The sequence below is a fragment of the Bordetella parapertussis genome, assembly GCF_020735925.1.
GTDB lineage: Bacteria > Pseudomonadota > Gammaproteobacteria > Burkholderiales > Burkholderiaceae_B > Bordetella > Bordetella pertussis.
In genome coordinates, this window is the sequence record NZ_CP085971.1 from 3607772 (window position 1) to 3620472 (window position 12701).

7 protein-coding genes, 2 tRNA genes and 3 rRNA genes are annotated in these 12701 nt (G+C 59.5%); 2 read left to right on the top strand and 10 right to left on the bottom strand.

The window, feature by feature from the left end; all coding sequences use genetic code 11:
* Nucleotides 1–17: 17 nt before the first annotated feature.
* Nucleotides 18–1097: a dihydroorotase gene (pyrC, locus tag LK409_RS16985; RefSeq protein WP_003814588.1), complete on the bottom strand. Its 1080-nt coding sequence runs from the start codon at nt 1095–1097 to the stop codon at nt 18–20.
* Nucleotides 1094–2287, bottom strand: a complete 1194-nt coding sequence (locus LK409_RS16990; protein ID WP_010929233.1) for a M20 aminoacylase family protein — start codon at nt 2285–2287, stop codon at nt 1094–1096. Before LK409_RS16990 ends, pyrC begins: the two co-directional genes overlap by 4 nt.
* Before the next feature lie 149 nt (nt 2288–2436).
* On the opposite strand from LK409_RS16990, the gene LK409_RS16995 reads away from it, so the two are divergent.
* Nucleotides 2437–2715 (top strand): SWIB/MDM2 domain-containing protein, encoded by a 279-nt coding sequence (locus LK409_RS16995; RefSeq protein ID WP_010929234.1) that lies wholly within the window; start codon nt 2437–2439, stop codon nt 2713–2715.
* Nucleotides 2716–3171: 456 nt separating this feature from the next.
* Here the strand turns inward: LK409_RS16995 and LK409_RS17000 are convergent, their stop codons facing one another.
* The 7 genes from LK409_RS17000 to LK409_RS17030 form a co-directional block, all read right to left on the bottom strand.
* On the bottom strand, nt 3172–3564 hold the full coding sequence (locus LK409_RS17000) for a DUF4870 family protein (RefSeq protein ID WP_003814593.1): 393 nt from the start codon (nt 3562–3564) through the stop codon (nt 3172–3174).
* 593 nt (nt 3565–4157) lie between these two features.
* Nucleotides 4158–4270, bottom strand: a 5S ribosomal RNA gene (gene rrf, locus LK409_RS17005).
* 175 nt (nt 4271–4445) lie between these two features.
* Nucleotides 4446–7327, bottom strand: a 23S ribosomal RNA gene (locus LK409_RS17010).
* A 322-nt stretch (nt 7328–7649) separates the two neighbouring features.
* Nucleotides 7650–7725, bottom strand: a tRNA-Ala gene (locus LK409_RS17015).
* Between the two features lie 20 nt (nt 7726–7745).
* A tRNA-Ile gene (locus LK409_RS17020) sits at nt 7746–7822 on the bottom strand.
* Nucleotides 7823–7919: 97 nt separating this feature from the next.
* Nucleotides 7920–9450 (bottom strand): 16S ribosomal RNA (locus LK409_RS17025).
* The 16S, 23S and 5S rRNA genes sit together here with 2 tRNA genes alongside, the layout of an rRNA operon.
* An 872-nt stretch (nt 9451–10322) precedes the next feature.
* Nucleotides 10323–10799: an Lrp/AsnC family transcriptional regulator gene (locus LK409_RS17030; protein ID WP_003814595.1), complete on the bottom strand. Its 477-nt coding sequence runs from the start codon at nt 10797–10799 to the stop codon at nt 10323–10325.
* Between the two features lie 152 nt (nt 10800–10951).
* On the opposite strand from LK409_RS17030, the gene hppD reads away from it, so the two are divergent.
* The gene (gene hppD, locus LK409_RS17035) at nt 10952–12064 is read left to right on the top strand and encodes a 4-hydroxyphenylpyruvate dioxygenase (protein ID WP_003814597.1); all 1113 of its coding nucleotides are present in this window, start codon (nt 10952–10954) and stop codon (nt 12062–12064) included.
* Nucleotides 12065–12131: 67 nt separating this feature from the next.
* Here hppD and msrA read toward each other — a convergent pair whose 3' ends face one another.
* On the bottom strand, nt 12132–12692 hold the full coding sequence (gene msrA / locus LK409_RS17040) for a peptide-methionine (S)-S-oxide reductase MsrA (protein WP_003814600.1): 561 nt from the start codon (nt 12690–12692) through the stop codon (nt 12132–12134).
* Nucleotides 12693–12701 lie beyond the last annotated feature (9 nt).

Here is a 12701-nt window from a genome sequence, read left to right on the forward strand (position 1 = left end):
GTCCGGCCTGCCCTGGCTCAGGCCAGGGCCCGCCAGCCGAGCGACTCGCCGCCGGCCAGCGGCACCAGGGTCGTATCGCCGAACGCGACCTCCGCCGGAATTTCGTAGGCTTCGCGCCGCAGCGTGAGCGTACCCGTATTGCGCGGCAGGCCGTAAAAATCCGGGCCGTGGAAGCTGGCAAAGCCTTCCAGCCGATCCAGGCGGCCGACCGCGTCGAACGCGGTGGCGTAAAGCTCCATTGCATGCAGGGCCGTATAGCAGCCCGCGCAACCACAGGCATGTTCCTTCAGGCCGCGCGCATGGGGCGCGCTGTCGGTACCCAGGAAGAAACGCGGACTGCCGCTGGTGGCCGCCTCGACCAGGGCCTGGCGATGCACCTCGCGCTTGAGGATCGGCAGGCAATACCAATGCGGCCGCACGCCGCCCGTGAAAATCGCATTGCGGTTGTAGAGCATGTGCTGCGGCGTGATGGTCGCGGCGGTGGGTCCTTCCGCGTCGCGCACGTAGTGGGCGCCTTCCCGGGTCGTGATGTGCTCGAACACCACCTTCAGGCCGGGATACGCGCGCCGCAGCGGCTGCATGACACGTTCGATGAACACCGCTTCGCGGTCGAACACGTCGATCGCCGGATCGGTCACCTCGCCGTGCACCAGCAGCGGCATGCCGCAGCGCTCCAGCGCAGCCAGCGCGGCGCCGCACTTGCCCAGCAGGTCGGTCACGCCGGCATCGGAGTTTGTGGTGGCCCCGGCCGGATACAGCTTGACCGCGGCGACCTGCCCGGACTCATGCGCGCGCACGATTTCCTCGGCCGGCGTGTTGTCGGTCAGGTACAGCGTCATCAAGGGCGTGAAGGCAGCCGTATCGCCACCCGCCTTGCGCAGCGCCGCTTCGATCCGCGCGCGATAGGCCAGCGCCTGCTCGGTGGTGGTCACCGGCGGGCGGAGGTTGGGCATCACGATGGCGCGCGCGAACTGCCGCGCCGTATCCAGCACCACCGCCTCGAGGGCGCTGCCATCGCGCAGGTGCAGGTGCCAATCGTCCGGGCGGGTGATGGTAAGTTCTGTAGCGTGTTGGTTGGACATGGAAGCGGGCCTCAATCGGCCAAAGGCATGCCGCGCTCGGCCAGCGCGCTGAACATCGCGCTGCCCAGGGGAATCACGGCATCGTTGAAATCGAAATGGCTATTGTGCAGCACACAGCCCGACTCGGCGCCGCCCTGGCCGAGCCGGAAATACGCGCCGGGCCGCATCTGCAGCATAAACGAAAAATCCTCCGAGCCCATCGAGGGCACCAGATCGCGCACCACATTCTCGCGGCCGATCATCTCGGTGGCGATATCGGCGACCAGGTTGGCGTGCTGCGGCGTATTCAGCGTGGCCGGGTAAATGCGCTCGTAGAGCACTTCCGCCGTGGCGCCGAAAGCGCTGGCGATGGCGCTGGCCAGTTCACGCATGCGGGACTCCACCATCTCCTGGACGGAACGGCGGAACGTGCGCACCGTGCCCACCATCCGGGCCTCGCGCGGAATCACGCTCATCGCGCCCGGGTGGCCGGCCTGCACCGAACCGATCGACAGCACCGCCGAATCGAGCGGATTGACGTTGCGCGACACGATGGTCTGCAGCGCGGTAATCAGGTGCCCCGCCACCGTGACCGGATCGATCGTCTGATAAGGATGCGCGCCATGGCCGCCGCGGCCGTTGATCGTGATCTCGAAACGATCGGCCGCCGCCATCATCGGACCCGGATTGATCCCCACCGTGCCCGGCTTGAGGCCTGGCCAGTTGTGCAGGGCGTAGATCGCGTCGCAGGGAAACGTATCGAAGAACCCGTCGTCGATCATCGCCTTGGCGCCGCCGCGCCCTTCCTCCGCCGGCTGGAAGATCAGTACGGCCGTGCCATCGAAATTGCGGGTTTGCGCAAGATACTTCGCCGCCCCGATCAGCACCGCCGTATGGCCGTCATGGCCGCAACCATGCATCAGGCCCGGTTTCGTCGATTTGTGCCCGAAATCGTTGTCCTCGGTCATCGGCAGCGCGTCCATGTCGGCACGCAGGCCGATCATGCGGCCGCTGTCGCATGTACGGCCCCGGATGATCCCCACCACGCCCGTCTTGCCGATGCCGCGATGCACCTCGATGCCCAGCGCTTCCAGCGCGCCGGCGACAATGCCCGAAGTACGGACCTCCTCGAACCCCAGCTCGGGGTGGGCATGCAGATCGCGCCTCAACGCCGTCAATTCGTCATGAAACAGCCGGATGGATTCGAGCGGGGAACGGGCGTACATGGGCAGTTACAGGTTGCTGTCCCGAGGGGGACCGATCAGTAATTTTAGTTGCTACAGAGGATAAATGGCTTTGTCTTTAGGGGAGAGACACGTTATGCTGCGGCCCGCAGGACTATTTTTCCAACAAGCCAGAGAAGGAGCGCCGCATTATGGCCACACCCTCCAAAACCGCGACCGCACGCAAGCCGAACGCCGCGTTCATGAAGCCCCTGACCCCCAGCGCCGAGCTGGCCGCTGTCATCGGCTCGGAAGCCGTGCCGCGTACCGAGGTCACCAAGAAGATCTGGGATTACATCAAAAAGCACAACCTGCAGGATGCCAGCAACAAGCGCAACATCAACGCCGACGCCAAGCTGCGCCCCATCTTCGGCAAAGACCAGGTCATGATGTTCGAACTGACCAAGCTGGTCAACGCGCACCTGAAGTAATCGATCGGGCCAAAGGGCGTACGGCGTACGTCCCTTCCCGTCTCAGTGCCGGGCCTGCCGCAACAGCGGGCATTCGGTTGGCACAATCCGCTTCAAGCAATCTCCGCACGCGCTGGCCCACATCCGGTCCGCACCGCCTCGCAGCTGCTCCCCTGCCTCCCCCCCCCACGCGAACATCCGCAGCACCGCCAGACGGCCCCTGCCGCACCCTGCCGCACCCTGCCGCACCCTGCCGCACCCTGCCGCACCCTGCCGCACCCTGCCGCATCCTGCCGCATCCTGCCGCATCCTGCCGCATCCTGCCGCATCCTGCCGCATCCTGCCGCATCCTGCCGCATCCTGCCGCATCCTGCCGCATCCTGCTTCTGCTGCGCACTGTACACACCAGCCGCCTGCAAACGAAAACGGCTGGCACAAAGCCAGCCGTTGCGAGCGGAACCGCGGCCTGTACCCGAGTCAGGTGTAGCTCGACGGTGCATTGCCTTCGAGCAAGGCCAGCCAGCCCTTGATCAGGCGATACAGCACCCATACCACCGTTGCCACCACGCCGATCCAGCCGATGAAAATCAACGTGGCGATGGCGCTGATGGCCAGCCACAGCAAGGCCCACCAGAAGGTGCGCAGCAGCCAGTCGAAATGACTTGCGTACATCGTGCCCGCGGTGTCGCCGCGCTTGACGTACATCAGCACTACGGCAGCCAGCGTGGCTATACCCAGAAAACCGCCGGTCAAAAAGCCCAGCGCGTACAGACCGTAAGCCACATGGGTAAGCGTGCGCAGATCCGGGGCACCGCCCGGCTGAAGGGTCTGGGGGTCACTCACGATTACTGCTCCATCGAATAAGTTCACAGCAATCTTACCGCAAGATGCACGCCCGCCTCGGCCGGCGTTGTTATTTGTAGACGGCGTCCTGTTCAACGCTGTTGACGGCGGTTCACTCCGTATTGACGACGACTCGCGCGCCTTGGAAGAATTGCCGCCGTGCGTGGGCAAGGCGCCTGAAAGTGCACGGCACGGCCAGGCCAGCGACACCTAATCCGCATCGCCGTGACCTCGTCCGGACATCGCTTCGGCCTTGCGTTGCCACGCCTGGGGCATCCGATGGAAGCAACGGCGAAGCGCGCGGAGCTGGCGAGCGGGTTAGCGGTGCCAGTCCCCCTGCGGGGACAGGCACCCGGCGAGGTGCGGCGGATGCGGGCGCATGGGCGCCTGCCCGCGGTCACGGTTGGCAGGAGCGATGCCGAGGCTTGATTCCACGGCGGGTGTCTGTCCCCGCACGGGGACTGACACACGCTGCAGGCAGCACGGTCAGAAGCGGGGGATGTCTGCAGGTGCCCGCCCCCCCTGCGGGGACAGGCACCCGGCGAGGTGCGGGCGCCTGGGCGTCCCCCCAAAAACAAAACCCCGCGAGCCATGAGGCTGCGGGGTTTTGAGCAATAAAAGCCTGACGATGACCTACTTTCACAGATGTACATCCACTATCATCGGCGCGAAGGCGTTTCACTGTCCTGTTCGGGATGGGAAGGAGTGGGACCACCTTGCTATGGTCGTCAGGCGTAACCGGCTAAGCGGTTGACGCATGGTCAACGGCTTGAATCTGGAAGAAGCACAGCGTGCGCCTGGCAGTCGGTTGGGACTGGCAGCGACGCGGGTTGCGTGTGTATGTTGTGTTGGTATGAACGGCGCTGGCGCTTACTGTCCAGCGGTAATAATTAAGACTTGAGAGTTATAGGATCAAGCCTCACGGGCAATTAGTATCGGTTAGCTTAACGCATTACTGCGCTTCCACACCCGACCTATCAACGTCCTGGTCTCGAACGACCCTTCAGGGGGATCTAGTCCCCGGGATACCTAATCTTCAGACGAGTTTCCCGCTTAGATGCCTTCAGCGGTTATCTCTTCCGTACTTAGCTACCCGGCAATGCCATTGGCATGACAACCGGTACACCAGAGGTACGTCCACTCCGGTCCTCTCGTACTAGGAGCAGGCTCCGTCAAGTATCCAACGCCCACGGCAGATAGGGACCAAACTGTCTCACGACGTTTTAAACCCAGCTCACGTACCTCTTTAAATGGCGAACAGCCATACCCTTGGGACCGGCTACAGCCCCAGGATGAGATGAGCCGACATCGAGGTGCCAAACACCGCCGTCGATATGAACTCTTGGGCGGTATCAGCCTGTTATCCCCAGAGTACCTTTTATCCGTTGAGCGATGGCCCTTCCATTCAGAACCACCGGATCACTATGTCCTGCTTTCGCACCTGTTCGACTTGTCAGTCTCACAGTCAAGCACGCTTATGCCATTGCACTATCAGCACGATTTCCGACCGTACCTAGCGTACCTTCGAACTCCTCCGTTACGCTTTGGGAGGAGACCGCCCCAGTCAAACTGCCTACCATGCACTGTCCCCGATCCGGATAACGGACCAAGGTTAGAACCGCAAACAAACCAGGGTGGTATTTCAAGGATGGCTCCCTCGAATCTGGCGACTCGAGTTCTGCGCCTCCCACCTATCCTACACAGGCCGGTTCACAGTCCAATGCAAAGCTACAGTAAAGGTTCATGGGGTCTTTCCGTCTAGCCGCGGGTAGATTGCATCATCACAAACACTTCAACTTCGCTGAGTCTCAGGAGGAGACAGTGTGGCCATCGTTACGCCATTCGTGCAGGTCGGAACTTACCCGACAAGGAATTTCGCTACCTTAGGACCGTTATAGTTACGGCCGCCGTTTACCGGGGCTTCGATCAAGAGCTTGCACCCCATCACTTAACCTTCCGGCACCGGGCAGGCGTCACACCCTATACGTCGACTTTCGTCTTTGCAGAGTGCTGTGTTTTTAATAAACAGTCGCAGCCACCGATTCTCTGCGACCCCTTCATGCTCAGCGCGCAGGCGCTTCACACTACCAGGGTATACCTTCTCCCGAAGTTACGGTATCAATTTGCCGAGTTCCTTCTCCTGAGTTCTCTCAAGCGCCTTGGAATATTCATCCCGTCCACCTGTGTCGGTTTGCGGTACGGTCTCGTACAGCTGAAGCTTAGAGGCTTTTCTTGGAACCACTTCCAATCACTTCGCGAGACTTGCTCGCTCGTGCCACACCCTTGATTCTCGCGCCCGGATTTGCCTAAGCGCCATCTTCAATGCAGCAACAGGGACGTCCAACACCCTGATGACCTTCCGCGATCCGTCCCCCCATCGCACTGTACGACGGTGCTGGAATATTAACCAGCTTCCCATCAGCTACGCATCTCTGCCTCGCCTTAGGGGCCGACTCACCCTGCGCCGATGAACGTTGCGCAGGAAACCTTGGACTTACGGCGAGGGGGCTTTTCACCCCCTTTATCGCTACTCATGTCAGCATTCGCACTTCTGATACCTCCAGCAGCCTTTACAAGCCACCTTCGCAGGCTTACAGAACGCTCTCCTACCGCGTGCACTAAAAGTGCACACCCGCAGCTTCGGTTTATCGCTTAGCCCCGTTACATCTTCCGCGCAGGACGACTCGATCAGTGAGCTATTACGCTTTCTTTAAAGGGTGGCTGCTTCTAAGCCAACCTCCTGACTGTCTATGCCTTCCCACTTCGTTTCCCACTTAGCGATAATTCGGGACCTTAGCTGGCGGTCTGGGTTGTTTCCCTCTTGAGTCCGGACGTTAGCACCCGGTGCTCTGTCTCCCAAGCTGTACTTGCAGGTATTCGGAGTTTGCCATGGTTTGGTAAGTCGCCATGACCCCCTAGCCATAACAGTGCTCTACCCCCTGCAGTAATACTTGAGGCACTACCTAAATAGTTTTCGGAGAGAACCAGCTATTTCCAGATTTGTTTAGCCTTTCACCCCTATCCACAGCTCATCCCCTAGTTTTTCAACACTAGTGGGTTCGGTCCTCCAGCACGTGTTACCGTGCCTTCAACCTGGCCATGGGTAGATCATCTGGTTTCGGGTCTACACCCAGCGACTGGACGCCCTATTCGGACTCGCTTTCGCTACGCCTTCCCTATTCGGTTAAGCTCGCCACTGAATGTAAGTCGCTGACCCATTATACAAAAGGTACGCCGTCACCCCATAAAGAGGCTCCGACTGTTTGTATGCATACGGTTTCAGGATCTATTTCACTCCCCTTCCGGGGTTCTTTTCGCCTTTCCCTCACGGTACTGGTTCACTATCGGTCGATCACGAGTATTTAGCCTTGGAGGATGGTCCCCCCATCTTCAGACAGGATTTCACGTGTCCCGCCCTACTTCTCTTACGCCTAGTTCCACACTCTGCATTTCGTCTACAGGGCTATCACCTGCTACGGCCGGACTTTCCATTCCGTTCGACTATGCAAAATGCTAAATCGTAAAGGCTCTTCCGATTTCGCTCGCCACTACTTTCGGAATCTCGGTTGATTTCTTTTCCTCGAGCTACTGAGATGTTTCAGTTCACCCGGTTCGCCTCCACTGGCCTATGTATTCAGCCAGGGATACCGCTTGCGCGGTGGGTTTCCCCATTCGGATATCTGCGGATCAATGCTTGTTTGCCAGCTCCCCGCAGCTTTTCGCAGGCTACTACGTCCTTCATCGCCTGTGATCGCCAAGGCATCCACCATATGCACTTAGTCGCTTGATCCTATAACACTAAAGTCTTATAGGTGCTGTTCATTCGCGCTTGTGCCGTTCATAAGTTCAAAGCACCTGACCAAACGCTTGCGCGCCCAGCCAGTTCTTGAGACTTGGAACAAAATCATGCAATCACAACCCGTATCCGTCTTCATCGACTCGCGTCGACTACTAAACGAACACTTTACGTTGTGCTTCTTCCAAATTGTTAAAGAACATATATAGCTGTCGGGCCAAAACCCAACGCTTAACACTGACTCGCAGCACTAAGCGTTGCTCTCTCGCCTTCCTGGTCTCGCCTGCCAACCCGCTCCCATCTTCAAGACGGGTTCTGGTGGAGGTGAACGGGATCGAACCGATGACATCCTGCTTGCAAAGCAGGCGCTCTCCCAGCTGAGCTACACCCCCATTTCCCTCTCAGGAAACCTTGGTGGGTCTGGTTGGATTCGAACCAACGACCCCCGCCTTATCAAGACGGTGCTCTAACCGACTGAGCTACAGACCCGCGAAACCTTTCTCTCTCGGATCAGCAGCCACCGATCCAGCAGCTATATAACAACAACCGATAAGCGTGGACACTTGACACGAGCACTCAAGCTCTTAAAGGAGGTGATCCAGCCGCACCTTCCGATACGGCTACCTTGTTACGACTTCACCCCAGTCATGAATCCTACCGTGGTAATCGCCCCCCTTGCGGTTAGGCTAACTACTTCTGGTAAAACCCACTCCCATGGTGTGACGGGCGGTGTGTACAAGACCCGGGAACGTATTCACCGCGACATGCTGATCCGCGATTACTAGCGATTCCGACTTCACGCAGTCGAGTTGCAGACTGCGATCCGGACTACGATCGGGTTTCTGGGATTGGCTCCCCCTCGCGGGTTGGCGACCCTCTGTCCCGACCATTGTATGACGTGTGAAGCCCTACCCATAAGGGCCATGAGGACTTGACGTCATCCCCACCTTCCTCCGGTTTGTCACCGGCAGTCTCATTAGAGTGCCCTTTCGTAGCAACTAATGACAAGGGTTGCGCTCGTTGCGGGACTTAACCCAACATCTCACGACACGAGCTGACGACAGCCATGCAGCACCTGTGTTCCGGTTCTCTTGCGAGCACTCCCAAATCTCTTCGGGATTCCAGACATGTCAAGGGTAGGTAAGGTTTTTCGCGTTGCATCGAATTAATCCACATCATCCACCGCTTGTGCGGGTCCCCGTCAATTCCTTTGAGTTTTAATCTTGCGACCGTACTCCCCAGGCGGTCAACTTCACGCGTTAGCTGCGCTACCAAGGCCCGAAGGCCCCAACAGCTAGTTGACATCGTTTAGGGCGTGGACTACCAGGGTATCTAATCCTGTTTGCTCCCCACGCTTTCGTGCATGAGCGTCAGTGTTATCCCAGGAGGCTGCCTTCGCCATCGGTGTTCCTCCGCATATCTACGCATTTCACTGCTACACGCGGAATTCCACCTCCCTCTGACACACTCTAGCCCGGTAGTTAAAAATGCAGTTCCAAGGTTAAGCCCTGGGATTTCACATCTTTCTTTCCGAACCGCCTGCGCACGCTTTACGCCCAGTAATTCCGATTAACGCTTGCACCCTACGTATTACCGCGGCTGCTGGCACGTAGTTAGCCGGTGCTTATTCTGCAGGTACCGTCAGTTGCACAGGATATTAGCCCGTGCCGTTTCTTTCCTGCCAAAAGTGCTTTACAACCCGAAGGCCTTCATCGCACACGCGGGATGGCTGGATCAGGGTTGCCCCCATTGTCCAAAATTCCCCACTGCTGCCTCCCGTAGGAGTCTGGGCCGTGTCTCAGTCCCAGTGTGGCTGGTCGTCCTCTCAAACCAGCTACGGATCGTCGCCTTGGTAGGCCGTTACCCCACCAACTAGCTAATCCGATATCGGCCGCTCCAATAGTGCGAGGCCCGAAGGTCCCCCGCTTTCCCCCGTAGGGCGTATGCGGTATTAGCCACGCTTTCGCGTAGTTATCCCCCGCTACTGGGCACGTTCCGATACATTACTCACCCGTTCGCCACTCGCCACCAGGCCGAAGCCCGTGCTGCCGTCCGACTTGCATGTGTAAAGCATCCCGCCAGCGTTCAATCTGAGCCAGGATCAAACTCTTCAGTTCAATCTCTGTGTGTGGACCCTGATCGAAACCAGGATCCGTATCGCTTGCTCAAAGGAAGTGAGGTTTAAAAAACCTTACTTCATTCAGTGAGCACTTGATAATGCTTTGCTTTCGATGACGACCGTAGCCGCCACCGTGCGCTCGCACCAAGTGCCCACACTTATCGGTTGTTAAATTGTTAAAGAGCGGCCCTGCCATCCGGCCTTCCGACCGGCGCTGCGTTTTCAGCAGCAGAGAGACGAGATTATGAAGAAGTTTTTTCAGCTTGTCAAGTCGGCCTCGCCTGCTCCGCACCTGACTCACCCCCTTCCTCAAGGCCTGCGCCTCTCACCTGGCACTTCTCGAAACCCCAGCACCCGCGCCGATCGGCATCAGGGTTAACCCTTGGATTTCGGCAACTGTCAAGCCCGAAACTATAACACGACTTTTGCAGAATTTGCAACCCGAAGGCAGCGATTCGTTAACCGTCGTGCAACAACACCTGCCAGAACCCCGGGAACCGCCACATCGGCATAATCCCGCTCGCCCTGCCCCGGTGCTGCCCGCGCCCCCTGCCCTGGCTTGCCGGCTCCCACACCTGGGCGGAGAACCTGCAAACCGCATGATTCGCGGTTCCGGCTTCGTCGCGCTGAAAGATCAGTGCGGCGAAGAAGCGAGACTATAGCACAGAAAAAATTCGTACGCTGGCGTTGTGACACCAATTTTGCTGGTTCGTTAATTATTTTGTGTGCCCGCCATATTTTCCCTCCGGAACGAACCGCCCTTTTTATTTCGGACAGGCTGGATGGCGGCTGCCCGCCGCCCTTCCATGGCCCCTATATATAGAGGGCATGGTGGAACACGGCACCGTGTCCCTATATATACGGCGACCGCTATACGCGCAGCTCGGTGGTTTCCTTGATCTGCTGCAGCGCGAAGTAGGATTTCATGTCGACCACGGCCGGATGCTGCATCAGGGTGTCCATGGCGAACCGGGAGAAGTGCGCCAGGTCCGCCACCTGGATGCGCAGCAGATAGTCCATGTCCCCCGACATCGCGTAGCACTCCACCACTTCGGGCCATAATTGGACATCCCGGGCGAAGTTGCCCATTGGCGCGTGGCTGCCGCCGCTGTGCTTGTTCAGTTTGATGGTGACGTAGGCCAGCAGGCCCAGCCCGACTTTCTCGGCATCGACCAGCGCCACGTAGCGCTTGATATAGCCCTGCTCCTCCAGGCGCCGTACCCGGCGCAGGCACGGACTGGGAGAAAGCGAAACCCGCTCGGCCAGCTCCTGGTTGCTGAGCCGCCCGTCGCGCTGCAATTCGGCAAGAATTCGCCGATCTGTCCTATCCAACTCAACCCCTAGCATCATCAGCCCCAAATTTGACCAGTACGGCAATATTATTGCCGATAACAGGCTTTTTCAGGGCATATTTGCAATCGCCTGCCCGCCTTCGCTGCCTACAATCTGCGTTCTGGTTTCAAGCAAATTGATTGCACAACATACAAGGGAGAGCAGCCATGGCTGAGAATTTCCAACCCTGGGAAAATCCGATGGGTACGGCCGGTTTCGAGTTCATCGAATACACCGCCCCCGATCCTGTCGCGTTGCGCAAGGTTTTCGAACTGCTGGGCTTCAAGGCCATCGCGAAGCACCGGCACAAGGATGTGACGCTGTACCGTCAGGGCGGGGTGAACTTCCTCATCAACGCCGAACCCGATTCGTTCGCCCAACGCTTCGCGCGCCTGCACGGCCCGTCGATCTGCGCCATCGGCTTTCGCGTGCAGGACGCCAACAAAGCCTACAAGCGCGCGCTCGAACTCGGCGCGTGGGGGTTCGACTCGCATAGCGGCCCGATGGAGCTGAACATCCCGGCCATCAAGGGCATCGGCGACTCGCTCATCTATCTGGTGGACCGCTGGCGCGGCAAGCAGGGCCACGGCGGCATCGGCGACATCAGCATCTACGACGTCGACTTCGAGCCGATCGATCGCGATACCGCGCAGACCGACGTGAACCACGCCGGCGCCGGCCTGACGCTGGTCGACCACCTGACGCACAACGTGCACAAGGGCCGTATGGCCGAGTGGTCCGAGTTCTACGAGCGCCTGTTCAATTTCCGCGAGGTCCGCTACTTCGACATCGAAGGCAAGGTGACCGGCGTGAAGTCGAAGGCCATGACCTCGCCCTGCGGCAATATCCGTATCCCGATCAACGAGGAAGGCACCGAAGAGAAGGGGCAGATCCAGGAATACCTGGACCTGTACCGCGGCGAAGGCATCCAGCACATCGCGATGGCCACCGACGATATCTACCAGACGGTGGAGGCGCTGCGCCGCAACGGCGTGGTATTCCTGGATACGCCGGACACCTACTACGAACTGCTGGACCGCCGCCTGCCCGACCATGGCGAGGACGTGACGCGCCTGCGGAAGAATCGCATCCTGCTCGACGGCGCGCCCGGCGGCGGGCTGCTGCTGCAGATCTTCACGGAAAACCAGATCGGCCCGATCTTCTTCGAAATCATTCAGCGCAAGGGCAACGACGGTTTCGGCGAAGGCAACTTCAAGGCGCTGTTCGAATCGATCGAACTCGACCAGATGCGCCGAGGCGTGGTCAAGCAGGTCGACTGAGCCCTGCCTGGCGCGAGCAAGGCCCACCCTCGCGGTGGGCCTTGTCATTTCGGGCGCCGCGGCGCGCTCAGCGTGCCAGGCGGTCCTGGAACTGCTTGCGGAACTTGGCGACCTTGGGCGCGATGACGAACTGGCAATAGCCCTGCTCTGGATGCAGGGCGTAATAGTCGCGGTGATAGTCTTCGGCCGGCCAGAACTTCGCCGGCGCGAGCAGGCGGGTCACGATGGGGGCATCGAAGACCTGTTGCGCACGCAATTCGTCCATGACGGCTTGCGCCTGCTCGCGTTGCCGTTCGTCCTGCCAGAAGATGGCGGACTCGTACTGCGGCCCGACGTCATTGCCCTGGCGCCCCGGGGTGGTGGGATCATGGGTGGCGAAGAAGACCCGCAACAGATCGCCGTACGACAGCACGGCGGGGTCGAACTCGACGCGCGCCACTTCGATATGGCCGGTGTCCTTGCCGCAGACTTGTTCGTAGGTGGGATGCTCGACGTGGCCGCCGGCATAGCCGGGTTCGATGCCGGTCACGCCACGCAGGTCCTTGAAGACGGCCTCGACGCACCAGAAGCAGCCGCCCCCGAGAACGGCTGCTTCGGTGGCCGGGCCGGCCGGTTGGGATGAAGACATGGCTTTCGC